The following is a 26512-nucleotide window of genomic DNA, read 5'->3' as shown; positions in this document are numbered from 1 at the left end:
GATGAAAAAGTCACTATTTTCTATTCTGTTTTCAATACTATCAATAGCAACTTATGCCTGTCCGATGTGTGAAAAGCAACAGCCCAAAATTTTAAGAGGTATAGCACATGGTGCAGGTCCCGAAAGTAACTTGGACTATGTAATTGTATGGACTATGGTGGCTACCGTTTTTGTTACCTTATTTTTTGCCATAAAATATTTGGTAAAACCAAAAGAAACCGATGCAAATCATATAAAAAGAACCGTTATAAATTTCGAATAAAATGGACAGTAAAAGCAAAATAATTATATTTGTAGATGATGAAATTCAACCCATCGGAGAATTTGATGTCCCTGTAAATTTTGAGTTAGATACTCGAAAACTGACTGATGGCTTACATCAACTAAAAATAGTTAGTAAGGATCCATCTGGTAAAGAAGGCATCAGAATAATTCCTTTTACCGTTCGCAACGGTCCCGCTATAACCCTAGATGGATTAAATGACAATGATGTTGTTGATGGAATTTTGCCTATGATGATTAATGCCTATGGAAAAGGAAATCAAAAACAATTTTTAATTTTCGGAAGCGAGACGCCTAAAAATGTACCGTCTTGGTTGTGGGCTGCTATAATTGTTTTTGTTGCTTGGGCAATTTATTATATAATAACTTCTTTAGGATAATTAATTTATGAATGAAATTAAAAATATCAAATGTAGTGAAGTAACACAAAATGAACTAAAGTTTGCGGTGTACCATACTTCGGATTTTTTACCTTTTATGCAAAAATTAAATATTCCGCACCGCCATAATTATTACATGATTTTGCTTAATGAAAAAAATACAGGATCACAATTGATTGATTTTAAAGAATCTCCCATTGAACCGCTATCTGTAACATGCATGTATAATGGACAAATTCACCAATGGCTGGATTTTGATAAAATTGAGGGATATATATTAGTATTCGAAAGTGATTTTTTTGCACTTCGGTATCAAAACTATCAATTAAGTGAATTTTCGTTTCTCACCTATCGTCATAAGCAACCCTATTTAAAAATTGCTGTAGAAAAATTTGAACGGTTAAAATCTATTGCAATATGGATGTTAAATGAATATAAAACCAATGAAGCTGATTATGAGAAAAGTTTACGTTCCCTGCTTAATTTATTATTAATAGATTTAAACCGATTGTTTGAACCTATACCTAAAAACACTGAATTCAGTCAATCCTTGCAACTTGTTCATCATTTTGAAGAACTGATAGACAAACATTATAAACAAAAACACTTTGTAAAAGAGTATGCTTCCATAATGTATATTCGTCCCAATTACCTCAATTCCGTTTGCAATGATGTTGTAAATATAGCAGCCGGGGAATTAATTAGAAATAGAATCCTGCTAGAAGCCAAGCGCTTACTTATCCACGAACAAAAAACGGTTGCTGAAATTGCTTATGAATTAGGCTTTGAAGACAATTCCTATTTTGGTCGCTTCTTCAAGAAGTATGAAAACATAACCCCTGATGCATTCAAACGGAAATTTATAAATACAAGTCAGTTCTACCAAATTTAAAACAAACAAGTTCTTGTTAAGTAACAATTATCACACACTACCTTGTCTTTAAAAACTATTTTTGATTAAAATATTAAATATGCTTCAATTCTTAAAAAATATATTTTCATTCAAATGTCCCCGATGCCATAAAGGAAACTTGTTCATAAACAAATGGTATAATATCACCGATGGCAATAAAATGGTCGAAAAATGTTCCCTCTGCAGTCAGCGCACTGAATTAGAACCTGGGTTTTATCAAGGCACCGGCTATGTCAGTTACGGATTAACAGTTGGCATATCAATAGTAACTTTTATCGCATGGATTGCTGCTACAGGTTACGGCTTCAAAAATAAAGAAGTGCTGTTGTGGTTTCCTCTAAATGTAATACTGCTTATCGCACTTCAACCGTGGTTAATGCGTTTATCAAGAGTGTTGTGGTTGACAATGTTTTTTCATGGTGATGATAAATTTCACCCCAATAATACTAAAAAATAATTACTTATGGACGTAGAGATTCTTGCTCGAATTCAGTTTGCTTTCACCATTGCTTTTCATTATATCTATCCCCCTTTAAGCATTGGAATCGGTTTGATTATGGTTCTTATGGAAGGACTTTACCTTAAAACCGGAAATAAAGAATATGAAATTTTAACGCGCTTTTGGATTAAAATATTTGCCTTAACATTTGGTATTGGTGTGGCTACCGGCATTATCATGGAATTTGAATTTGGTACCAACTGGGCCGTATATTCAAGATTTGTAGGTGATATTTTTGGTAGTGCTTTAGCCGCCGAGGGTTTATTTGCTTTTGGTTTAGAAAGCACCTTTCTTGGTGTCTTGCTTTTTGGATGGAACAGAGTAAAGCCTTGGGTTCATTTTGTCTCTACATTAGGTGTTTTTTTAGGTTCGATGTTTTCGGCAGTTTGGATTGTAGTCGCTAATTCGTGGCAACAAACACCCGCAGGATTCCACATCGTGGGTGAAGGATTAATGGCACGTGCCGAAGTAACTGATTTTTGGGCCATGGTGTTCAATCCCTCAAGCGTAGACCGAATCATCCATACTTGGCAAGGAGCGATTTTGGCAGGAGCATTTTTGGTCTTAAGTGTACATGCTTATTATATCAGAAAAGGTCGTTTTGTCGAAATTTCTAAAAAAGCATTTAAAATAGCGCTTGTTGTAGCAACTATCTTTTCTTTAGGCCAGTTAGTGTCTGGACACAGTTCAGCAGATGGCGTTGCAGTAAACCAACCCGCAAAATTAGCGGCAATGGAAGGGCATTTCGAAAAATCAGCACCAGCGGACTTGTATCTTTTGGGTTGGGTTGATAAAGAAAAACAAAAAGTTACCGGGATTGGTATTCCTGGCGGGCTATCGTTTTTAGTGCACCAAGATTTTAAAGCGCCGATTACGGGGTTGAATAGTTTTCCGGTGGAAGACCGACCAAGCCAGATTAATGCTGTTTTTCAGTTTTATCATATTATGATTGCTATTGGGATGGCTTTAATTGGATTATCATTGTTTGCTTGTTTTATGTGGTGGCGTGGAAAATTATTTGAAACTAAATGGCTGTTGTGGATTTTTTCGTTCGCTGTAATTTTACCACAAATAGCCAACCAAGTAGGATGGTTTGCAGCCGAAATGGGAAGACAACCTTGGGTAGTTTATGGTCTGTTACGAACCGATAAAGCTTTTTCACAAGAAGTGACTTCCAGTCACATCCTCTTTTCTTTAATCTTATTTTTAGTGGTTTATACGATCCTTTTTGTTTTATTCATCTATATGGTCAACAAAAAAATCAAACACGGCCCTTATGAAGAAGCTGAGAAACCGGTAAATTTCACAACCATTTAAAAAACTTAAAAATTATCAATTATGGAATATTTTTTAGGAGTTGATTATCCTACTTTATGGTATTTAGTCATAGGGCTTTTATTTTCAGGTTATGCCATTTTAGAAGGGTTTGATTTTGGAGCTGGTGCATGGCATCTATTTTTAAAAAAAGATTTAAGTCGCAGAATTGCTATCAATGCTATTGCTCCTGTTTGGGATGCTAATCAAGTATGGCTCGTTATTGGTGGTGGTGCTTTATTTGCTGGGTTTCCGGTAATGTACGCCACAATGTTATCGGCAATGTATGTTCCCTTTATGCTCTTTCTAATGTTTAATGTACTTCGTGCCGTAGCTATCAAATTCAGAAGTGACGAAGAAATGCTTTGGTGGAGAAAAACTTGGGATTACGTATACAGTATTTCCAGTATTATGATTTCATTTTTGCTTGGTGTAGTTTTAGGTAATATTTTACAAGGCTTTGCACTGGGACCCAATTTCGCATACAAAGGCGATATGTTTTTCTCTTTCTTAAGTCCTTACGCAATAATGGTTGGGTTGACCACTTTATCGCTATTTATGACCCAAGGCGCTATTTATTTATTACTAAAAACAGAAGGAAGACTTCATGCAAGACTTACTTTCTTATTGAAAAAAGGAATGATATTTTTCATTATAAGCTTCGGTATTACCACACTTTACACTTTAGTTTTTATACCGGAAGTTACCGAAAATTTCAGAGCAAATCCACTTTATTTCGTTGTTCCGTTAATTTCTTTCTTGGCTGTAGCCAATGTTCCGCGTTTAGCATCAAAAAAAAGATATATGCTCGCACTGGTTTTTTCCTCTCTGACAATGGCGTTTTTGCTTGTTTTGGTTGCTTTACAATTGTATCCAACATTATTAATTTCTACGATCGATCCAAAGTATAGCGTAACCATTTACAATGCCGCATCGTCGCAAAAATCATTAGGAATCATGTTGACTATTGTGGTGATTGGCACGCCCCTCCTTGCAGCTTATTTTATCTTTTTATACCGCACATTCAACGGAAAAGTGAAACTAGATGATACAAGTTATTAATTCGAAATAGCATTTTATTTTAATCCGTAAAAAAATAAAGAATACACAAATATGAAAAATTTTTGGAATGAACGATACAGCGAAAGAGAATATGTTTATGGAGAAGAACCTAATGTTTTTTTCGCTGAACAACTCCAACAGTTAGCTCCCGGAAAAATCATTCTACCCTGTGAAGGCGAAGGAAGAAATGCCGTTTATGCTGCCGCCAATGGATGGGAAGTACATGCTTTTGATACCAGTATAATAGGAAAATCAAAAGCAATTCAATTAGCTACTCGTAAAGATGTATCCATAAATTATACTATTGAAGATGCTGTCACGGTAACTTATGAAAAAAATACTATTGATGCAGTTGCTTTTATCTATGCGCATTTCCCTGCGTCAATTCGAAAAAAAATACACCAAAAAGCAATCACTTGGTTGAAGCCCGGCGGCAAAATTATAATAGAAGCCTTTAATCCGAATCAATTGCAAAATAACTCTGGTGGACCTAAAGATTTGGCGATGCTTTACACAAAAGAAATGATACTTGAAGATTTTGAAGAATTAAATTGTGATATCAGCGAAATACAAAGTGTAGCATTAAATGAAGGTGAATTTCATAAGGGCAAAGCCGATATCATTCGATTTGTTGGAACCAAAAAATAAAGAACCAACTAATAACTGAACGTGACTTTTATCACCTTACACATAAAAATTATACTTTAAATTTGTTCAAGATTACAAAAATCTCTTGTTAACTCACTTCTCTTTTGAAAACAGTACTGAAATATATATTTGTAACGGTATTTTTAATATCTATTTTATTTTATAATTTAAGAATGACTTATTCTATTCTTGATTTTTCATTAAATAATACTGACTTTACCGAAAAATATTGCGAAAACAAGGATAAACCAATCTTGAAATGTAATGGAAAGTGTGCTTTGGCAAAAATAGCGAAAGCAACTGAAAACCAAAATCCTGATAAAGATATTAGTATTGAAAAAGAAATAGTACTCTTTTTTCAACCCATCGAAATTATTGAATTCAAATTGTTTATTGCAATAAAAAATAACATCCAAACAAAATGTAAGCTGCATAATTTCAATAGTTTTGGAAATAATTTTCACCCTCCACAAAACTTTTTTTCATTTTCGTAAATTAAAAAAATCCTATCAATTTTAAAACTTTAAAATGAAAAATACATTCATTGTGGCTTTGCTATGGTGTTCTGTTGTATCCTTTGGACAAACCAAAGAAACTACAAACAAGCAAGATACAGTAAACAAAAAAACGATATTATTAAATGAGGTTATCGTTACCGGAAACACAAAAACGGACCCAACACTTACTATCGTAAAACAAGATTACAAGGAAAAAGTAGTCCAACCAAAAAATGCAGGGGAATTATTCAGTGATATCAACGGTTTTTCTTTGATTAAAAGAGGAAGCTATGCCGTAGATCCCGCTTTTAGAGCAAGTCAGTACGAACAGTTAAATGTCCAGTTCGATGGTGGAACCAAAGCATCGCACGCCTGCCCCAACCGAATGGATCCGATTACCACATTAGTAAATCCTGAGGAAGTCAGCAAAATAGAAATTATCAAAGGTCCCTTTTCGGTTCGCTATGGAAATACTTTTGGAGGAGTCGTAAATTTAGTGACTAGAAACGCTAAGGATAGTGATAAAAAAGTATCCGGTTCCTTATCTTCTGGTTATGAAAGCAATGGCAATTCATTAGTAAACATGCTACATTTAGCCGGAAACTTTGGCAAATTTGATATATCAGGAAATCTGAGTTATCGAGATTATGGGAATTATAAAGATGGTGACGGTACTGAAATCCCCTCTTCTTTTAAAAGTACCAGCTATGGCCTAAAAGTAGGCTATAACTTTACTGATAATCAAAGATTACAAGCCAATTTTCGTCAGAATTTTGGAAGAGATGTTCTTCATGCCGGATTGTCTATGGATACTGACATTGATGACAGCTCCATTGGAAGTTTAGATTACAAATGGATAAGCGACAGTAAAACATTCAAAGGATTATCTGCTAAAGTCTATTATTCTTTTGTAGATCACTTGATGAGTAATACAAGAAGAGCTGCTTATGCCAGTACCGAAGCGTCTTCTGCAGTAAATGCCACGACTTATGGAGGAAAACTGGAAGCAGAATGGAATTTTACTGAACGTTGGAAACTTTTCACTGGTCTTGATATGGTTAACATTTCTCGTGAAGGCGGACGAGATCGACTGGTCAAAAGAAATATGGCGGGCATGGTATTACCAACTCCAATGGCTTATTATGACAAAGTGTGGCAAGACAGTTACAATAATACTTTTGGAACCTTTGCGGAAGCTAAGTGGTTTGCTTCTGAAAAATCAATTTTCAATATAGGGGCAAGAATAGATTTTGTTACTTCTGAAGCAAGGGATCTAGATCCTAATTTTGCAGCATTGTATCCAAACTTAGAACAAAGAAATGAGGCTAACTTCAGCGGAACCATTTCGTATAAAAGATTACTTTCTCCAGATTATACTTTGGAAATTGCCTACGGGAGAGGAACTCGTGCTGCCAATATTGAGGAGCGTTATATTTCCTATTTCAATATCGGTCGTGACCCTTACGAATACATTGGAAATCCAAATCTAAAAGCGGAAACCAATAATCAGTTTGAATTAGGTTTGACAGGAAAAGAAACTATTTCCAGTTTTTTTGAACAAATAAAATTCGGAAGTTCCATTTACTATTCAATCTATGAAAATTACATTATGGGAGTGGTTGATGAAACCTTAATTAGAAAATACAACCCTACTACTCCACCTATCCATCCAAAAGTTTTTAGAAATATTGAAAATGCTTTCAAAACAGGATTCGAAATCTTTGGAGATATAAAATTTGCAACGCATTTTAATTTCCTGACGGAAGTTGCTTATGTTTACACAGAGAATAAAGATTATAAGGAGAGTTTACCCCTTACACCGCCTTTGGTAACCCGATTGAAACTTGGTTTTGAAAAGGACATTTTTTGGGCAGCAATTCATTATACATTGACTGCTGAGCAAAATAAAATATCAAAATCCTATGATGAAATTCCAACTTCAGGATATGAAATCATGGACATAAAAGCGGGTGTTACTCCTATAAAAGACCTAAATCTAGGAATGGGAATTTTGAATCTTTTTGACAAGCAGTACAACAATCATTTAAGTTATGCTTTCAACGGCCAAACTGGATTTTCAAGAACTCCAATAACCGAAATAGGAAGAAATTTTACCGTTTTTGTGAATTATACATTTTAGCAAAATCCAAAGAATAAAACGGACCTTTATGCGCTGAATACTTTAGAAAAGTAAAATCCTAAAAGGTAGAGATGCTCTCAAAATGAGCTACTCTACCTTTTTAAATTAAAAAACAAAAAAAAATTCAACCTGCATACGCTTTTTATTAAAAAAAATTAAGAACCTCTTACAAAACAGGAAATTGGTAACGATATCGTAAAAATAATTCCTTCAAAAAAATTAATTAGTTTTAATTCTATGATTAACTCAAATAATATGATAAAAGCTATAACTTGAATAGATTATTAATCATTAGTAAAACATAATTTTATTTTGTAATTTTAATTCTTATTAGTTTAATTATCAAGTCAATAACAAATATTAATTTAAAAATTAAATAAATGAAACTCTCAAAAGAATTATTAAATGGAATTATTATTTTCATTGGAATAGGAGTATATTTTTTACTAATTAATATATTTGGTTTTTCTGATATAATGTATTTACGGTACTTTAATGTATTTTTTATTTTTTACGGAATTAATAGAACTCTAAAAATGAAACTGGCAGAAGGCAAAATAAATTTTGCATCTGATTCCATTTCAGCATTAAGTACAGGATTAATAGGAGTGCTCTTAAGCGTAATAGGATTAGTAATCTACAGCTATATAAAAGGAGGCGATGCTTATATGGAAGCATTACCCAAAAATTTTTGGTTAGGTGGAAATTCATCCATAAATGTCTGTATAATTTGTACACTTATTGAAGGTATAGCATCTTCAGTAATTGTTACGATGCTACTTATGTTTTATTGGAATAACCGCCTTAAAACGGAATAAAATTGGCTCAAAATTATTTAAAATTATCCAATCACTGAATTTATTTACTTTGCTTACTTGCAATTAATTTCTATCATTCAATATGATTAATTTAAATTAAGATTTCCGCTAAAAAATAGTACTTTTTTTCTGCTCCACTAAAAATTATTGCTAATGGTAATCCAAAATTATTTTAGTTTATAAACTGGGCATGCTAACCTAGCCATCAAAGGAAGTTAAAAAATAAAACTTAATTTCAGCTTCTAAAACAAATGCACAAAATTTATGGGAAAGCTTCTAAAAATAAGGCGGTTCAATTAAGTTATGATTGAACATACCTATCAGAACTTGCCAAATAGTTAGGTGAACAGTGGATAAAGAGTTGTCAATTCTTTTATAATTCTAGCTAATTATTCCCATCCCCATTTTTTAAATATAGCATGCCCTTCATTTGAAAGCATAAACTCAATAAATAACTGTGCCTCTGCCTTCTGTATAGTAACAGTAGTTATTGCAATAGGAGTACCTCTATAAACCGTATTTCTGACAGGAATCGTAACTAACGTTGAGACATCTTTTAATCTCAAATACCATGATGTATAACTAATAAATACATCATAGGTATTATCTTCTTTCCATGCTTTAATAGCCATTGCTGTATTAGGGAAAGATTTGTAAATATTTTTTTGAATTCCTCCTATCAGATTTTGTCTGCCAGCTAAATCTTCCCACATACCTAATTGCCCTGCACCATTCACATCTAAAATTCGAATACCTACTTTAGTCAGGTCTTTTAATGAAGTAATATTTTTAGGATTGTTTGGACGTACTAAAATTGCAGCGCCTCTTTTATATAATTCCGTTCGTGTAGCGGTATCAATTAAACCTTCATGCTGCATAGTAAATTGTGTAAGCATATACTCTGATCCTCCAAAAATTAGATCAGCATTTTGTTTAGCTCTTTGAATCCATTCCACTTCGGGACCTGCTTTTACTTTTACAGGAATAGAAGTTTTATTTGAAAATATTTTTGCACATTCCTCTATTGCAGCTGCTGGACCGCCAGGGCCATAAACATACAATGTATCCGTTTGAGCTCTTAGTATACTAGAAAAACCAATCAATAGAATTAGAATAAAATACCTGACTTTCATTTTAAAATGTTTTTAAATTTCTAAAAATTGTTTTCTTAAATTCTAAATCAAATTACAGTAAATTGAAAACCCAAACTTCCTTTAAACAACCAAATTTAAAATTTTATTTTTAAACTCTAAATTACTTAGTACAATTTATTATTGATTGAATATTATTTTTAAATAGTATATAGCAAATAACTTATATATTTCTAATTCATAGCTAAATGGCTTACAATAAATTCTACAAATCTAATAATAGTAAAAATCTATTATAAAAAAAATATTATAATTTTTTTCTATTTAATGTGACTAAAGTCACCTTTAGTAAGATTTATCTAAATTATATTTGCATCAGTAAATTAATAATCAAAAAATAATATTATGGAAGAGAAAGCATTTTTAATGCCAAGAATTGGCGATATGGCTCCAGATTTTGAAGCTGTAACAACTACAGGAAAATTAAAATTTTCAGAATACAATAAAGGTAGTTGGGTTGTATTTTTTTCGCATCCTGCTGATTTCACACCAGTTTGTACAACAGAAATGAGTGGTTTTGCTCTTGAAAAAGATTTTTTTGCAGAACACAATACTAAACTGATGGGTTTGAGTATTGATAGTATCCACTCTCATATTGCGTGGGTTAATGCAGTTCATGAAAAAACAGGCGTTTTATTTGAATTCCCGATAGTTGCCGATATTAGTATGGAGGTTTCAAAATTATACGGAATGCTACAACCAGGAGAAAGTGAAACTGCCGCTGTTAGAGCCGTTTTCATTATGGATCCAGAAGGAAAAGTACGTTTGATCATGTACTACCCATTAAATGTAGGTAGAAACATGGCAGAGATTAAACGCTCTCTACTGGCTTTACAAACTTCAGATGAGCATAAAGTAGCCATGCCTCTTGATTGGCAACCGGGCGATAAAGTAATTATCCCAGCGCCTAAAACTGTGGAAGCTTTAGCAGAAAGAAAGAAAAGTAATTTAGAAATGGTGGACTGGTATTTAGCCAAAAAATCACTTTAAACAACTCTAATCTTTCATTAATTAAAACCATCCTTGTGATGGTTTTTTTATTTGTAATAAATAAAAAACAACAGTTGTATTTCCTTCTGTGACTTTTGTCACATACTATATTTACTGATAAAATAGTTGTTTTAGTATGATAATTATCACTTTGGAAATTAAAAGTGTCTTCTAAATTTGCCACAATCTTATTGATCTGAAACTATTATTAATTCAAAAACCCTGATTATGAAAATCGAACAAATTTATACCGGATGTATTGCACACGCAGCTTATTATATTGAAAATAATGGAGAAGTCGCCATTTTTGATCCTTTACGCGAAGTACAACCGTATATTGATAGAGCATTTAAAGACAACGCCAAAATCAAATATGTATTTTTGACTCATTTTCACGCTGATTTCGTTTCAGGACATTTGGATTTAGCAAATAAAACGAATGCGAAAATCGTATACGGACCAACGGCTAAACCAGCGTATGAAATTATTTCTGCTGTAGATGGACAGATTTTTGAAATTGGAAACTATAAAGTAAAAGTGATTCATACACCGGGACACACCATGGAAAGTACTACGTTTCTACTGATTGATGAAAACGGAAAAGAACACGGAATTATAACCGGCGACACTTTGTTTATTGGTGATGTTGGTCGTCCAGATTTAGCGCAACATGTTGTGGCTGATTTAACTCAAGACAAATTAGCGCGTCATTTGTATCATTCTTTGCGAACTAAAATTATGCCTTTGTCAGATGATTTAATTGTATATCCAAATCACGGTGCGGGTTCGGCTTGCGGGAAAATGATGAGTAAAGAAACTACCGATACTTTGGGCAACCAAAAGAAAACCAATTACGCCTTGAACCCAAAGATGACCGAAGATGAGTTTGTTACCGCTGTTTTGACCGGATTAACGAATCCTCCTGCCTATTTTCCAGCCAATGTGTTACTGAATATTAATGGCTATGACAGTTTAGATGCAATACTAAAAAAAGCGAAAACACCTTTAAATCCAACCGAATTTGAAGTAGTGGCCAATGAAACCAGAGCTTTAGTATTGGATACACGTGACGCATCTGAATTTGCTAAAGGATTTATTCCGAACAGTATTAACATTGGTTTAGACGGAAGTTTTGCGATGTGGGTGGGAGAAATGATTGCTGATATCAAACAAGAAATCTTATTAGTTACTGAAATTGGTAAGGAAGAAGAAAGTATGGTACGCCTTTCGCGTATTGGGTACGATCATACTATTGGCTACTTGAACGGTGGAATTACTGCTTGGAAAAAGGCAGGTTTTGAATTGGATACCGTAAACAGAATTACGGCCAAACAACTGGAAGACACTATTGATTTTGATGCAACACTAATTTTTGATGTCAGAAAGAAAAGCGAATTTTTATCGGAACATCTTATCGGAGCAATTAATGTTCCCTTAAACGAAATCAACAATCACTTGGCAGAATTTCCAAAAGAGAAAAAATTTATTTTGCATTGTGCCGGTGGATATCGTAGTATGATTGCTGCCTCAATTTTAAAACAACGCGGATGGGATAACTTTGTTGACGTTATTGGTGGATTTGCCGAAATCAAAAACACCAATCTTCTAAAATCAGACTATGTTTGTCCAACAACGCTGTTGTAAATAATTCATTGTTTTTTATTATAAAGAGATTGTCTAAAAAAGGCAATCTCTTTTTTTGCTATGTGATATAAGTTACAATAAATACAAAATTCACAAGCTACTTTTGAAGAAATATTAGAAAGTAAAATGAGAAAAACAATCCTAGCAATTGCAATTTTAAGTATTACAATAGGTTGCAAGAAAGAAGAAATAGCAAACCCGATTGCTGAAAACCAAGAACCAATAGAACAACTAATTTCTGGAAATCAACGTTTTATAAACGAAAAATCTATTCATCCGCATCAAGACAAAAAAACAGTGCTAAAAAACCAAAATGAACAACATCCTTTTGCTGTAGTGCTTACTTGTTCTGACAGCAGGGTTTCTCCTGAAGTATTATTTGACCAAGGATTAGGTGATTTGTTTGTCATTAGAAATGCAGGAAACTTAATTTCAGATATTGACATGGGAAGTATTGAGTATGCCGTAGAACATCTTGATGTAAAATTAATTGTTGTTTTGGGTCATACAGAATGTGGTGCCATTAAAGCCTATATAGCTGATAAAGATAATTTATATAAAAAACATTTAAGTCACATTGATGATATTGTAGAAACTCTTGCTCAGGAACAAGAAGAACAAGAAGAAGAAAAAAAAATGCCGAAGGATAAAAATTTATTAGGATCAATAAATGCTAACATTGCACATTCAACAAATTTAATCAAACAAAATCCTATTGTAAAAGAGAAGCATCCAAAAATTGTATCCATGCGCTACGATGTTCATACTGGTAAAATAATACAATTATAGTTATAAAAAGCTTGTGTAACTTATGTCACAGTTTTTAATAAATGCAATACGTAATTTTGGTTCCTAATTAGTAATTAATCTAAAAATAAAAGATATGTTTTTTCAACACGTTTACGATAAAAGTTTAGCACAAGCCAGTTATTTTATTGGCTGTCAAAAAGCAGGAGTAGCAGCTGTAATTGATGCAAAAAGAGATGTAGATACCTACCTCGAAATTGCAAAGCAAAATAACATGAAAATTACTCACATTCTTGAAACACACATTCATGCAGATTTTCTTGCAGGATCAAGAGAATTAGCCGCTTTAACTGGAGCAGATATGTATCTTTCAGATGAAGGTGGAGAAGGTTGGGAATATGAATTCCCTCATATTGGATTAAAAGATGGTCAAAAAATAAAACTTGGAAATCTTATATTAGAAGTTGTACATACACCGGGACATACTCCTGAAAGTATCAGTTTCCTTCTTACAGATACTCCTGCGAGCGATGAGCCAGTAATGCTTTTCACAGGGGATTTTGTATTTGTGGGTGATATTGGAAGACCAGATTTACTAGAGAAAGCTGCTGGTGTTGTTGGTACAGCTGATGCTGGTGCTTTACAAATGTACCAATCTGTACAAAAATTTAATAAACTTCCAGATTTCATTCAAGTATGGCCTGGGCACGGTGCGGGCTCTGCTTGTGGCAAATCTTTAGGATCAGTTCCAAGCACAACAGTGGGATACGAGAAAGTGAGAAATTGGGCATTTCAATACAAGCATGATGAAAAAGGTTTTGTAAAATATTTATTGACGGATCAGCCCGAACCACCAAAATATTTTGCGATGATGAAGCACTTAAATAAAGTTGATCGTCCACTTTTGACAGCGGTTCCTAAATTAAGAAAGTTAAATCAAATAGAATTAACAGAAGCATTAGCAAAAGGAATCAAATTGATTGACGCCAGAGACAAATCTGAATTTTCAAAAGGATTTATACCGGGAAGCATCAACATTCAAGGTAATAATTCTTTTGCCACTTGGGCAGGATGGTTTTTAACTTACGAGGAACCTTTTATGATACTTGCTCCTGAGTCCCAATTAGATGATCTCACCAGAAAATTAATGCGAATTGGCCTTGATAACATTTATGGCTACATCCCTTCTACCGAGACTTATACCGGGAATTTGGATCAATCCCATTTCATTTCTCTTGAAGAACTAAAAGCATTAAAAGGGGATCCAAATGTTCAGATCATAGACCTTCGTGGCGTTGCTGAATTTAATGCCGGTCATATAGAAGGAGCAGACAATGTTTTTGTAGGGACTATGGTAAATAATTTAGATAAAATAAGTAAAGACAAAAAAGTTGTAATCCATTGCCAAGGCGGTGATAGAGCTTCAATTGGTTATTCCCTATTAATAAAAAATGGGTATACGAATGTTTTAAATTATTCCCCAGGAATGAATGAATGGGTGAATGAAGGCAATCCGGTAATAGCATAATTAATAGCAGTACATTCAAATTAGAAATAAGATGAAAATAGAACAAATATATACAGGGTGCTTAGCACAAGGAGCGTATTATATTACCTCAAATGGTGAAGCAGCAATTATAGATCCGCTACGTGAAACAGAACCTTATATGGAAAGGTTAGAAAAAGACGGAGTAAAATTAAAGTACATTTTTGAAACCCATTTTCATGCGGATTTTGTTTCTGGACATTTAGATTTGAGTAAAAAAACAGGTGCTAAAATTGTATATGGTCCCAATGCAAAGCCAGAATTTGAATTCATTTCGGCCAAAGACAATCAGGAATTTACAATTGGTACTATCAAAATAAAAGTATTGCACACCCCAGGTCACACTATGGAGAGTACGACCTACTTACTGATTGATGAAAATGGAAAAGACCACGCTATTTTCTCTGGCGATACTTTATTTATTGGTGATGTAGGCCGTCCTGATTTAGCTCAAAAAGTGGCACACATGACGCAAGAAGAATTAGCTGCAGTCTTATTCCATTCCTTACGAGATAAAGTAATGACGCTAGCTGATGATGTAATTGTATATCCAGCTCACGGTGCCGGTTCTGCCTGTGGAAAAAACATGAGTAAAGAAACTGTTTCAACAATTGGCGAACAAAAAGCTACCAATTATGCTTTACGCGCTAATATGACGGAAACCGAATTTGTACAAGAAGTTACTGAAGGATTGTTACCTCCCCCTGCCTACTTTGGTATGAATGTAGCTATGAATAAAACGGGGATTGAAAGTTTTGAAGAAGTATTCAATAATGGTATGAGAGGTATTAATGCAATAGAATTTGAAAGTGTAGTTGAAAAAACCGGAGCATTAATTTTAGACACAAGAGACAATAGTGATTTTGCAAAAGGATATGTACCACAATCGATAAACATCGGTATTGATGGTGATTTTGCTCCTTGGGTAGGTTCTTTAATTGCCGATGTAAAACAACCGATTGTCTTAGTTACTGAAATAGGTTTTGAAGAAGAAACAGTTACACGCTTAAGCCGTGTAGGTTTTGACAACCTACTTGGCCACTTAAAATATGGATTTCAAGCATGGAAACAATCAGGTTATGAAGTTGATAGCATCAACAGAATAACTGCAGAAAAATTTGAAAACGAAGTAAAAATTGGAGAAAGTAAAGTCATAGATGTACGCAAAAAAAGTGAATACGAAGCAGAACACGTCAATGAAGCTTATAGTCGTCCATTAGCATCCATAAATGAATGGATAAAAGATATTAACCCAAAAGAACATTTCTACATGCATTGTGCCGGTGGATACCGAAGCATGATGGCTGCGTCAATATTACAAGCTAGAGGGTACAGGAATTTTTCTGAAATTGAGGGTGGTTTTGGAGCCATATCTAAAACAAATATTCCTAAAACCGATTTCGTTTGCCAAAGCAAAGTTTTAAAATAGTAAAAACAAACACACCTTACAATCATTATGTTCAAAATATTAAAAAAAATGTTTTCAAAATCAGATAACTCTCAAATGGAAAACTTAATTAAAGAAGGTGCCTTACTTGTAGATGTTCGCACACAAGCAGAGTTTGCTGAAGGGAATGTAAAAGGTTCCATAAATATTCCTTTAGATCAGGTAGCAAATAAAATTGACCGATTTAAAGGAAAAAAATATATTATTGTTTTTTGTAGAAGTGGAAACCGAAGTGCTCAAGCTAAAGCTATTTTAGAACAAAAGGGCTTTAATAACATTACCAATGGTGGCACTTGGCAAGATGTTAACAACCTAATAAATAAAGGATGAATTTAGTAAAAAAAGGAATATTATTTTTTATAATAATTTTTATAAGCAATTTTATAGCTGCACAAAATACTCCAAATGTATTAACTCAAACTTTATCCCAAAAAGCAAAAACAACTGAACTAAAGAGAGTGTTGAAAAAAAGACCTTTCTTAGTAGACGTTCGAACGCCTGATGAATTTGCTCAAGGCACTGTAAAAGGTGCAGTTAATATTCCTTTGGATCAAATACAAAACCAATTCCCAAAGTTTAAAGGTAAAAAAAACATCGTTGTTTTCTGTAGAACTGGTAATCGTAGTACTCAGGCTAAAGCAATTTTAGAGCAAAATGGTTTTACTAATATTACCAATGGTGGTACCTGGCAAGATGTAAATGCAATTATAAACAAATAAATAGTAAATACCACACAGAAATAGTTCAGTTTGAAACAGATTAATGCCTGTTTTTTACATTGGACTATTTTTATTAAATACAACGATGTATGAAATCAACATTCAAAATTTGGGAAACTAACAGAAATCTACATATCGAATTTTTAGAACAATTTTCATTAGAACAACTCAATAAAACCCCCTCTGGTTTCACAAATAATCTTATCTGGAACATTGGACATATTATAGCTACTCAACAAGGTTTAATTTACAGATTATCCGGTTTACCGGTAACAATTTCAAAAGAATTTCACAACAAATATAAAATTGGAACATTCCCCACAAAACCAGCAACACAAGAAGAAGTAGATGAAATAAAAAGTCTGTTACTATGTCATATTCAACAAACAAGAGACGACTATGAGGACGGAAAATTTCTAAACTTTAAGGAGTATGTGACATCAATAGGTTTTCATTTGTCTTCAATAGAAGAAGCAATAAGTTTCAACAATTATCATGAGGCAATTCACCTTGGTTTTATGATAAATATCAAAAAATTTATTTAATTAAAAAGTATGCTAAATACAATGTTCACCAATTGGAGTTTCATTAGAGCCATTCGACTGATTCTGGGTATAATAGTAATCTCACAAGCTATATTTACCAAAAATTATTTATTCGTCATCCCGGGTGTTTTGTTTACAGGCATGGCCCTTTTCAACACAGGATGTTGTGGCAGCAATGGTTGTGCTATTCCAAAATCAAAAAAACAGGACTATGGAAAAGAGTAATTTTAAAGATACTATTCATTCAGAAAACCCAGTTCTAGTTGATTTCTTTGCCACCTGGTGTGGTCCTTGCCAAATGTTAACTCCTGTTTTACAGCAAGTGAAAGACCGTCTGGGAAAACGCGTTACGATAATCAAAATAGATGTTGATAAAAATACTAAAATAGCAGAAAAATATAAAGTTCGTGGCGTTCCTACATTACTACTATTTCAAAATGGAAAACAATTGTGGAGACAATCCGGTGTTTTATCAACCGATGAAATAATAAATGTCATTTTAGAAAAAAGTAATTAAATAATATAAATAGTAGTCATCATTAATGAAATTGCAATAGTAATCAAAATTATTTCACATATGTATTCTACCTAGATATAGACTGTATTCCTACAACTTATTCTCTACACAAAAACTGTTAATTCATCTTTAAATACTGGATTAACAGAATATCTATTGTTAAATATAACCGTAAAAGCTTTAAAAATACAAAAAACTAAAAATAGTATTAGCTAAAAAAAATTATGAAAAATATAAAAACAAATCCCCTAGGAATAATTTTTTCTTTAGGTTTAGGACTATTTGTATTAGTAGTTTCTAATTATTTTACTTTTTTTAATAGTATTCTTTTGGGTTTATTAGTTGGATTACAATTTATTTGAAAAATATATTAATCAACAACTGTTTCTTTTATTAACTCAAATCTGTGTGCAAAAACAATACTTAAGGAATAAAACGCATCTATAAAAAAGAAATTGGGTTTTAGAATGGAACTACTTTAGAAGCTGAATTAAAAATTATTTTTCTAAACTTGGATATCCATCTTTTCCTTGAAAGAATACCATTCGTTGACGATTAACGATTTATAAGGGATAAATACCGATTATCAAAAAATTTCAGAAGGGAATGCCCTTGTCTGAAATTATTGAAGATCACTTCATAATATAATAATAACAAAAATTATTATTGTTATTATTTGAAACGATGTGACTTTTGTTACATAGCTTTTTATTTTTAAAAACTACTTTTATAAATCTAAAATAGATTACTATGAAAAAAAATATGGGTACTGTTGATAAAATCATTCGTTCTGCATGTGCTATTCTTGTTGGAGTACTATACTATACTGGCTTAATTAATGGCACATTAGCAATTGTACTTGGCGCTTTTGCGGGTATTTTCATTTTAACATCGTTTACAAGTTTTTGTCCTTTGTATTTGCCATTTGGAATAAATACACGAAAAAAATGAAAACCGATAACGCACTTAATAAAGATTTAATCTTAAGAGAAAGGTTAGCTTTACAACGAACTATTTTAGCTAATCAATCTACTTTCTTGGCATTTTTAAGAACATCAATGTACTTCTTGATAGCAGGTTTGAGTTTAAGAAATTTATTGAAAATTGAAAACAGTCTAATTATAGAGATTGTACTTTTTATCACTTCTTTTGTGATTTTTGTATTTGGAACAATCAACTATTTCAAACATAAAATATCAATTTCAGAAAATAAAAAACATATTGGAGATTACCAGTTAGAATATTATAAAATATAACAGTAACTCTTTTTGTACCAAATTTCTTTTCCAAACGAAGATTCATAATCAATAACAACACAACAATTGAAAACAAATACAACAAAACTGGGACTGAAAGAAAATTGGAAACAGTTTTCCATTTTGGTTATTGTCAATGCTTTTGTTGGCGGAATGATAGGAATGGAAAGAACTATTATTCCAAAATTTGCTGAGATTGAATTTGGCATTGCTTCAAAATCGGCTATTCTATCTTTCATCGTTGCCTTTGGAATTACAAAAGCCATTACCAATTATTTTACGGGCAAATTGGCGAATCGTTTTGGAAGAAAAAATTTGCTTTTATTTGGTTGGCTTCTGGCCATACCGATTCCTTTTATTTTGATAAATGCACAATCTTGGAACTGGGTAATTTTCGCCAATATTCTTTTGGGCATTAGCCAAGGCCTTACTTGGAGCAGTACGGTGGTGATGAAAATTGATTTGGTAGGAGAAAAAGATCGCGGATTGGCGATGGGACTTAATGAGTTTGCTGGTTATTTTGCCGTTGGATTAGTTGCATTTCTTTCTGGCTATATCGCTCAAAAATATGGCATTACGCCCTACCCTTTTTACTTGGGAATTGGAATTTCAATAATTGGTTTTATATTGACTTTATTTTTTGTGAAAGATACTCGAGTATTTGTACACCAAGAAAACACAACGAATAAAACCGAAAAATTAAAAAATATTTTTCTCGAAACCACTTTCAAAAACAAAACATTAAGCGCCATAACGCAAGCAGGATTAGTCAATAACCTGAATGATGGTATGATTTGGGGGCTTTTGCCTATTGTGTTACTTTCCTTGAATTATGATTCTCAAAATATTGGAATTATAACCGCTATTTACCCTACCGTTTGGGGTTTTGGGCAATTACTAACGGGAAAAATGTCTGATATTTATTCAAAAAAAAAGATGCTGTTTTGGGGAATGTTACTGCAGGGAGTTGCGATTCTTTTTATTCCTTTTGCGGTAGCTTTCTACCAATTGGCCGCCATTTCAGCCTTTTTAGGTTTAGGGACGGCCTTAGTTTATCCCACTTTTTTATCTGCCATTGCGCAAGCGACAAATCCACATCAGAGAGCCGAAAGCATAGGTACATTCCGACTTTGGAGGGATTTAGGATATGCGATAGGCGCGATTATTTCAGGAATAACAGCTGATATATTTGGAATAAATTATGCTATTATATTAATAGGCCTTATCACCATTGTGTCGTCGCTAATTATTGAAATCCGAATGCCAAAAGACACTATATAAAAGAATAAACAGCTAAAATTGAATAGAAAACAATCTCTTTCTAGATAAAAATAATTAAAAAATGGAACCAAAAAAATCAAAAAAATCTACTATTCAAAATATTGTTTTTATAGTATTGATTGCACTGCTGCTGTTCAGTCCGTTGGGTACTTTTGTAAAAGTACAACTGAATAGATTAATTGCCTTTTCACCTAAAACTATTGCTATAAGTGATCAGAAAATGCTTTCCACTTACCAATGGAAATTAAAAGACGCCACTGGAAAGATTGTGTCATTAGAAGCATATAAAGGAAAAATAGTATTCATTAATTTCTGGGCCACTTGGTGTCCTCCATGTATTGCCGAAATGCCAAGCATGCAGAAGTTATATGCCGACTACCAAGATAAAATTGTTTTTTTATTCGTCACGACTGATTCCTTCGAAAAAGCAAATACTTTTTTAATCAAAGAAAGTTTAGACCTTCCGGTATATCAATCTTTATCAGACCCTCCTTCAGAAATGGACTCGTCAACGATACCCGCTACTTATCTTATTGATAAACAAAACAATTTAGTTTTAGCAAAAATTGGTGCTGCTGATTGGAATAGTGATTCGTTTAGAAAAAAATTAGATAGTTTGCTGAAAAAAAATTAAAAATTAACAAGTAAAAAAACATTAATCTAATAAAACAGAATGATTGAATTTCAATGTAAATTAACTTTTCGGAGGAATTGAATGAATTATAAAACAAGAATGACTACAGAATTTACTATAAATGGAATGACTTGCAATGGCTGCAGAACTACTGTCGAGGAAATACTTTCCAAAGTGGAAGGGGTTTCACAAGCAATTGTAATTTTAGAAACTGAAACAGCAACGATACACGCCAATAATGAAATAAAATTGGATGAATTAGTAAGAGCCTTAGCTCAAAAACCAAAATTTACAATTTTAAAGAAAGAAACTATAGTTCCACTAATTGAAAACTCTGAAATTAAAAAATCTTGGTTAGCTACTTATTTTCCATTACTGCTCATTGTAGCATTTATCACTGGAATTTCACTTATCACTTCATATCAAAATGAAACTATAAAATGGATGTCATTTATGAATAGTTTTATGGCTGGTTTTTTTATTGTTTTTTCATTTTTCAAATTATTAAACTTAAAAGGTTTTGCCAGTAGTTATGCTATGTATGATATTTTGGCTAAGAAAATTCCTGCTTATGGATTTATTTACCCATTTATTGAATTGGGTTTAGGACTCGCCTATCTCATCAACTACAACCCAAAATTAATCAATACCATTACTTTAATTGTATTGACTATTAGCATAATAGGTGTTATAGAAAGTAATCTAAATAAGCGAAAAATAAAATGTGCTTGTTTGGGTTCCGTATTTAATTTGCCTATGAGTACCGTAACTATTATTGAAGATCTAGTTATGATTTTAATGGCACTCTTTATGATTTTTAGTTGATTTTTTATAAAAAAATTGATTTAATTGTTTAGAACAATAAATTTATACCATGAAATTTTTTGCGTATATATTATGTTTTTATTTAACTACTCTAACTGCACTCCCATCTGTTAGAGTATTAAAGATGCAATTTATTGAAAGAAATCAATCCGCATGTTCTACAACTAATACAGTTGATAATTCCCAATCAAGTTGTGAAAAGGGAAATTTTATAATGAATTTAAACTTTAGTCCTACACAATGCATTAAGGAGCAATTCATACCATTTATTTCAGTTACACCTTTATTTGAAACGATAAAAAAAGAAAAATCCAATTACGAAAAGATTTTTATCTCCCAATATTTCAACTCCATTTGGCAACCGCCAAAGATTATTTCTTTAGTTTAATACCCCTCTAAATAAGAAAGAACAAAGCCCATAACAGTTTGCTAGTTATGAGGTAATACTATAATATATACCTAAATGAAAACTAAAATAATAATTACAAGCATGATAGCATTATTTGCTTTTTCAAGCTTTCAACTTATAGACAACAGTCAAAATTATAAGAGTATCATAAAAAATACAAAAAAAAATTTTGATTTAAAAAAGCACAAATCCTATTTTTCACAAGCAATGGTGAGTTGCGCAAAGTGTCACGATTGTCAAAACGAGAATCCGATTGTTCAAGATAGTACCAGAATTAGTGTACAAGATTATTCTGAAAATTTTAATAAAAAATCAATTCAGGTTTCAAAAACTCAAACTCAAACCAAACAAGTCAACATCGAAAAAACTAATTTGAACGATGTTCAAAATACGGATAATTTAAAAACGCAATTAAAATGAAAAAATACATTTTTATAATCATACTGCTGCTTTCCTTCAAAGCAACAGTAGCACAAAATTCGTTTTCTTTTGATGTGCAACTTACCCCCATTGCTATAGCTAATCTACCTGGATTACATTCTTATGTTTTTGCACAACATAATGGTAAATGGCTTGTAATTGGAGGAAGAAAAGATGGCATTCATGCCAGACAACCTTTCAATGCATTTCCTCAAACACAAAACAATACCGATATTTATGTGATTGATGTAAATACAAAACAATTGTGGTCAGCTTCTTTAAATTCACTAACAGCTGGAATTGCAGAACAATTACAGTCTACCAATATGAATTTTCACCAAGATAGAAATACATTGTATATTATTGGTGGTTATGCTTTTTCAGCAACTGCAAATGATCATATTACATTTGACAAACTAACTTCAGTCGATGTTCCTAACCTAATTACAGCAGTAATTGCAGGAACTCCAATTACACCCTATTTTAAACAAATTTCTGATCCTATTTTTCAGAATACTGGTGGACAATTAGGTAAAATCGGCACTGATTTTTATTTAGTAGGTGGACAGGTTTTTACAGGTAGATATAACCCAAATAATGGAGGTTCTTTTGTACAATCCTATTTAAGTCAAATTCAAAAATTTACCATTGACAATTCTGGAATACAATTAAGTTATGATAATTATTCAACGGTTACTGATGCTGTTAACTTGCATCGAAGAGATTATAACTTAGTTCCTCAAGTCTTTCCAAACGGAGAAGAAGGCTACACAATTTCTTCAGGAGTTTTTCAAATCAATGCTGATTTACCTTTTCTCTATCCTGTAGACATTAAAAGCAGCGGCTATTTTCCACAAACACAATTTAACCAATATTTAAGCAACTATCACTCCGGAAAAGTAGGTTTATACGACCAAACAGAAAACCAAATGCATACTGTTTTTTTTGGAGGAATTAGCCAATATTATTATAATGGAACAACTTTAATCCAAGATAATAATGTCCCATTTGTAAAAACAATCAGTAGAGTTACCCGACTTGCAGATGGTACTTTAACAGAACACAATCTACCGATAGAAATGCCTAATCTTAAAGGTGCAGGCGCAGAATTTATTCCAAACACCAATCTGCCACATTATGAAAATGAGGTAATTAAGTTGAGTGAAATATCGGATGATGAATTTATAATTGGTCATATCTATGGGGGAATTCAAAGTCCGACCATTAGCGCTTTTACGGATAATGTAACTACTGTTACTTCTGCTGACCCCACTATTTATGAAGTTAAGCTAATTAAGAATACGAACTTGAGCGTGGTAACAATTGATGGAAAAAACCCCTTTACTTTTACTGTTTCACCAAATCCTACCGCTAATAAAATCGTTAAAATTCAATTTAATCTACCTTACCTAGCAACTTTAGATTATTTCATTTCATCGCTAGACGGAAAAATATTGGATGACGGTGAAATTGAAGGAGTAAAAATTGGGAATAATACCATGAACTTTAGTTTAGAAAATGCAAATACGCAAATGGTACTACTTACATTTATTTTCGATCACAAATTTTATGTTTCACAAAAAGTACTAGTAAATTAATTCCTCTTTAATATAGAAACACAAAAATGAAAAATTTCAAATATATAATAGCATTATTTACACTTATAGGTTTTACCTCTTGTTCAAATGATAATGAAACGTACGCTACTAATGGAGAAACAATTTTTAGAACAGGAATAAATATTCATGGTACTGTTTTACAAGATATTTCGCAATCTGAAATAAAAAAAGTACATGGATGTGCAAATTGTCATGGAGATAACGGTAAAGGTAAATTTAGAGGTGGCGGAGACAAACAAACAGGCTCAATTACCTACTATGACTTGACAAACACTTCCATTTATACTCCCGTTTATAATGATGATTTGATTAAACGCTTTATTGATAGCGAAACCAAGAGCGATGATACTCATGCAAATACTGGCGTGGTGTATGTAATGAAAGAAACAGATAAAATCGACTTAATCAATTTTCTTAAGACTTTATAAAAAACTATCAAGCATCTTTAAATATTATTTTTCCATCTAATCATGGCACAGTTAATCCTTTTAAATGCAAAAAAGGGAAAGAAAGTTCTCTTCCTCTCCTAATTATTTTACAATAGGTTTCCTGCTAATCAAAAGTGATTAAAATTAATATTTACTTAAGACTCTTTTTTAAATTCTTTAAGTGACTATTGTTACATTTAAAAAAGAGTTCTTTTAATAAATTTACTTCATATTAATTCAAAAAATATAATTATGAAAATGAAAATATTTGTTGCTTTTATAACAGTATTACTGTTTAGCAACTGTACGAATGACAATGTTAACACCGATACTGAAGTTACATTGACACAAAATGAAATAAACGATCTTAAATTTTTAAGAGAGGAAGAAAAACTAGCTCGTGATGTTTATATTTATTCCTACAATAAATACAAATTGGCTATTTTTAATAGCATTTCTCAAAGTGAACAAACACACATGAATAGTGTTTTATCATTATTAAATAAATATGGAATTCCAGATCCTTCCTCTGTTCAAATGGGCATTTTTGTAAATCAGGATTTGCAAGTGTTGTATAATAATTTAATTTCACAATCTAATATTTCATTGATTGAAGCATTAAAAGTTGGTGCAACTATTGAAGATTTAGATATAAATGATATTGATGACTTTATAATAAATACTTCAAAATCAGATTTATTAACTGTATATAATAATCTAACCTGTGGCTCAAAAAATCACATTCGTTCTTTTACAACTGAACTGAGCAATAATGAGGTAAGCTATGAACCACAATTTATTTCTTTAGAAGAATATAATAGTATCATAAATACTCCAAGTGGTGGCTGCGGAAATAATTAATCAGAATAGAAAAGCTGCTTAAACCCGAAGACAAGACGATATAAATTTTAAATCATTTCAAAAAATAGTACAAAAAAATATTTTATAACTTTTTATAACGATGAAATTTTTGATAACTACATTGTGCTTTTATATCATAATGCTGACAGTGTTGCCAACTGTTAGACTTGTGAAAATGCATTATGCTCTAAAATCTGAGTCGGCTTGTCAAAAGAATAATGCTGAAAATAACAGTATGCCATATGGCTGTCAAAAAGAGAGATGTATTTTAAATTTTAACATAGGGCAATTCATAATCAATCAAATAGAATTTATATTTAAAAAAAACTATAATTTTGAGGTTGTAAGTGAACAAAAATTATTTTTCGAAAAAGAACTAATTTCAAATTACATTAATACTATTTGGCAGCCTCCGGAGATTAACTCTTACTTAGAAAAAATAAAATTTTACAAATTCAATAAATAAAACATAATAAAATGAAAAAAATAGTTTCATCATTAGTAATAGCAACAGTATTATTTACAATGAATATAAATGCTCAAGAGCAAGAACCTAAACAAAAGAAAAAAGTAAGAACAGAAAAATCATGTTCTACTGAAGAAAAAAAGTCTTGTGGTAGTGATACAAAAGAGCAAGGTAAAGGTAAAAAAGATGGATGTTGTTCATCTAAAAAAGCCGAAAAAAAATCATAAATTCTAGTTTTAATTTGTTAAAAAGTGTTTGAGAAATCAAGCACTTTTTTATTTAACACCATTTCAATAAAACACTTATTTATATTAATACATCAAGATTAATAACTATTTAAGTAAAAATGAAATAGGATAATTTCTCTTATATATGTCATTTTTTACAATTTTTTTTTTCTTGTGTGACATAAGTTACACAAATTATCTTTTTTAAAAGTGAATTTTACAAGAAT

At 32.0% G+C, this 26512-nt stretch carries 31 protein-coding genes; 30 read left to right on the top strand and 1 reads right to left on the bottom strand.

All coding sequences use genetic code 11. From position 1 onward, the window contains the following. Position 1 precedes the first annotated feature (1 nt). The 10 genes from DR871_RS12910 (at position 2) to DR871_RS12865 (ending at position 8553) form a co-directional block, all read left to right on the top strand. A complete protein-coding gene (locus tag DR871_RS12910; protein WP_113666521.1) occupies positions 2-262 on the top strand; it encodes a hypothetical protein in 261 nt (86 codons plus the stop codon). A 1-nt stretch (position 263) separates the two neighbouring features. Beyond that, positions 264-662, top strand: a complete 399-nt coding sequence (locus tag DR871_RS12905; protein WP_113666522.1) for a cytochrome C — start codon at positions 264-266, stop codon at positions 660-662. 7 nt (positions 663-669) lie between these two features. Next, positions 670-1554, top strand: a complete 885-nt coding sequence (locus tag DR871_RS12900) for a helix-turn-helix domain-containing protein (protein WP_113666523.1) — start codon at positions 670-672, stop codon at positions 1552-1554. A 79-nt stretch (positions 1555-1633) separates the two neighbouring features. Then, a complete protein-coding gene (locus tag DR871_RS12895) occupies positions 1634-2032 on the top strand; it encodes a DUF983 domain-containing protein (protein ID WP_242497116.1) in 399 nt (132 codons plus the stop codon). Between the two features lie 6 nt (positions 2033-2038). Continuing rightward, positions 2039-3391, top strand: coding sequence for a cytochrome ubiquinol oxidase subunit I (locus tag DR871_RS12890; protein ID WP_113666524.1), 1353 nt, complete (start codon positions 2039-2041; stop codon positions 3389-3391). Positions 3392-3412: 21 nt separating this feature from the next. Further along, positions 3413-4450: a cytochrome d ubiquinol oxidase subunit II gene (gene cydB / locus DR871_RS12885; RefSeq protein ID WP_113666525.1), complete on the top strand. Its 1038-nt coding sequence runs from the start codon at positions 3413-3415 to the stop codon at positions 4448-4450. A gap of 51 nt (positions 4451-4501) precedes the next feature. Then, positions 4502-5098: a class I SAM-dependent methyltransferase gene (locus DR871_RS12880; RefSeq protein WP_113666526.1), complete on the top strand. Its 597-nt coding sequence runs from the start codon at positions 4502-4504 to the stop codon at positions 5096-5098. Between the two features lie 173 nt (positions 5099-5271). Next, the gene (locus DR871_RS12875; protein ID WP_113636882.1) at positions 5272-5592 is read left to right on the top strand and encodes a hypothetical protein; all 321 of its coding nucleotides are present in this window, start codon (positions 5272-5274) and stop codon (positions 5590-5592) included. Positions 5593-5626: 34 nt separating this feature from the next. Then, positions 5627-7735, top strand: a complete 2109-nt coding sequence (locus DR871_RS12870; protein ID WP_113666527.1) for a TonB-dependent receptor domain-containing protein — start codon at positions 5627-5629, stop codon at positions 7733-7735. Positions 7736-8115: 380 nt separating this feature from the next. Further along, the gene (locus tag DR871_RS12865; protein ID WP_072944127.1) at positions 8116-8553 is read left to right on the top strand and encodes a hypothetical protein; all 438 of its coding nucleotides are present in this window, start codon (positions 8116-8118) and stop codon (positions 8551-8553) included. Positions 8554-8942: 389 nt separating this feature from the next. Here the strand turns inward: DR871_RS12865 and DR871_RS12860 are convergent, their stop codons facing one another. Continuing rightward, positions 8943-9686: a substrate-binding domain-containing protein gene (locus DR871_RS12860; protein ID WP_113666528.1), complete on the bottom strand. Its 744-nt coding sequence runs from the start codon at positions 9684-9686 to the stop codon at positions 8943-8945. Between the two features lie 363 nt (positions 9687-10049). Here DR871_RS12860 and DR871_RS12855 point away from each other — a divergent pair, with 363 nt between their 5' ends. From DR871_RS12855 to DR871_RS12760, 20 genes are all read left to right on the top strand, one after another. Continuing rightward, a complete protein-coding gene (locus tag DR871_RS12855) occupies positions 10050-10694 on the top strand; it encodes a peroxiredoxin (protein WP_072944131.1) in 645 nt (214 codons plus the stop codon). Between the two features lie 228 nt (positions 10695-10922). Then, positions 10923-12338 carry an MBL fold metallo-hydrolase gene (locus tag DR871_RS12850; RefSeq protein WP_072944134.1) on the top strand — a complete coding sequence of 472 codons (1416 nt, stop codon included), beginning with the start codon at positions 10923-10925 and terminating at the stop codon, positions 12336-12338. 126 nt (positions 12339-12464) lie between these two features. Further along, complete coding sequence (locus DR871_RS12845) at positions 12465-13127, top strand: carbonic anhydrase (RefSeq protein WP_113666529.1); 663 nt, start codon at positions 12465-12467, stop codon at positions 13125-13127. Between the two features lie 94 nt (positions 13128-13221). Continuing rightward, positions 13222-14613, top strand: a complete 1392-nt coding sequence (locus DR871_RS12840) for an MBL fold metallo-hydrolase (RefSeq protein ID WP_113666530.1) — start codon at positions 13222-13224, stop codon at positions 14611-14613. A gap of 31 nt (positions 14614-14644) precedes the next feature. Then, positions 14645-16060: an MBL fold metallo-hydrolase gene (locus DR871_RS12835; protein WP_113666531.1), complete on the top strand. Its 1416-nt coding sequence runs from the start codon at positions 14645-14647 to the stop codon at positions 16058-16060. Between the two features lie 48 nt (positions 16061-16108). Then, on the top strand, positions 16109-16408 hold the full coding sequence (locus DR871_RS12830) for a rhodanese-like domain-containing protein (RefSeq protein WP_242497115.1): 300 nt from the start codon (positions 16109-16111) through the stop codon (positions 16406-16408). After that, entirely contained in the window at positions 16405-16797 is a 393-nt protein-coding gene (locus DR871_RS12825) for a rhodanese-like domain-containing protein (protein WP_113666533.1), read from the top strand. Before DR871_RS12830 ends, DR871_RS12825 begins: the two co-directional genes overlap by 4 nt. An 89-nt stretch (positions 16798-16886) precedes the next feature. Continuing rightward, positions 16887-17342, top strand: coding sequence for a DinB family protein (locus DR871_RS12820; RefSeq protein ID WP_113666534.1), 456 nt, complete (start codon positions 16887-16889; stop codon positions 17340-17342). Between the two features lie 9 nt (positions 17343-17351). Beyond that, on the top strand, positions 17352-17567 hold the full coding sequence (locus tag DR871_RS12815) for a hypothetical protein (protein ID WP_113666535.1): 216 nt from the start codon (positions 17352-17354) through the stop codon (positions 17565-17567). Further along, positions 17554-17859: a thioredoxin gene (gene trxA, locus DR871_RS12810; protein WP_113666536.1), complete on the top strand. Its 306-nt coding sequence runs from the start codon at positions 17554-17556 to the stop codon at positions 17857-17859. Before DR871_RS12815 ends, trxA begins: the two co-directional genes overlap by 14 nt. 750 nt (positions 17860-18609) lie before the next feature. Further along, a complete protein-coding gene (locus DR871_RS12805) occupies positions 18610-18810 on the top strand; it encodes a YgaP family membrane protein (RefSeq protein ID WP_113666537.1) in 201 nt (66 codons plus the stop codon). Next, positions 18807-19115, top strand: coding sequence for a DUF202 domain-containing protein (locus tag DR871_RS12800; RefSeq protein ID WP_113666538.1), 309 nt, complete (start codon positions 18807-18809; stop codon positions 19113-19115). Before DR871_RS12805 ends, DR871_RS12800 begins: the two co-directional genes overlap by 4 nt. Positions 19116-19181: 66 nt before the next feature. After that, positions 19182-20396, top strand: coding sequence for an MFS transporter (locus tag DR871_RS12795; RefSeq protein ID WP_242497114.1), 1215 nt, complete (start codon positions 19182-19184; stop codon positions 20394-20396). A 61-nt stretch (positions 20397-20457) separates the two neighbouring features. Next, the gene (locus tag DR871_RS12790) at positions 20458-21030 is read left to right on the top strand and encodes a TlpA family protein disulfide reductase (protein ID WP_113666539.1); all 573 of its coding nucleotides are present in this window, start codon (positions 20458-20460) and stop codon (positions 21028-21030) included. A gap of 99 nt (positions 21031-21129) precedes the next feature. Next, a complete protein-coding gene (locus tag DR871_RS12785; RefSeq protein ID WP_113666693.1) occupies positions 21130-21855 on the top strand; it encodes a heavy-metal-associated domain-containing protein in 726 nt (241 codons plus the stop codon). A gap of 463 nt (positions 21856-22318) precedes the next feature. Beyond that, the gene (locus tag DR871_RS12780; RefSeq protein WP_113666540.1) at positions 22319-22684 is read left to right on the top strand and encodes a hypothetical protein; all 366 of its coding nucleotides are present in this window, start codon (positions 22319-22321) and stop codon (positions 22682-22684) included. Next, positions 22681-24282 (top strand): hypothetical protein, encoded by a 1602-nt coding sequence (locus DR871_RS12775; protein ID WP_113666541.1) that lies wholly within the window; start codon positions 22681-22683, stop codon positions 24280-24282. The genes DR871_RS12780 and DR871_RS12775 overlap by 4 nt, the downstream gene beginning before the upstream one ends. Before the next feature lie 26 nt (positions 24283-24308). Next, positions 24309-24731, top strand: a complete 423-nt coding sequence (locus tag DR871_RS12770) for a c-type cytochrome (protein WP_113666542.1) — start codon at positions 24309-24311, stop codon at positions 24729-24731. Positions 24732-24983: 252 nt separating this feature from the next. Then, the gene (locus DR871_RS12765; RefSeq protein WP_113666543.1) at positions 24984-25592 is read left to right on the top strand and encodes a DUF2202 domain-containing protein; all 609 of its coding nucleotides are present in this window, start codon (positions 24984-24986) and stop codon (positions 25590-25592) included. Between the two features lie 477 nt (positions 25593-26069). Continuing rightward, on the top strand, positions 26070-26285 hold the full coding sequence (locus tag DR871_RS12760) for a hypothetical protein (RefSeq protein ID WP_072944172.1): 216 nt from the start codon (positions 26070-26072) through the stop codon (positions 26283-26285). Positions 26286-26512: the final 227 nt, after the last annotated feature.

Source organism: Flavobacterium petrolei, from assembly GCF_003314435.2.
Classification (GTDB): Bacteria; Bacteroidota; Bacteroidia; order Flavobacteriales; family Flavobacteriaceae; genus Flavobacterium; species Flavobacterium petrolei.
Note: the sequence above shows the minus strand (reverse complement) of the source record. Positions and strands in the feature narration are given on the sequence as shown.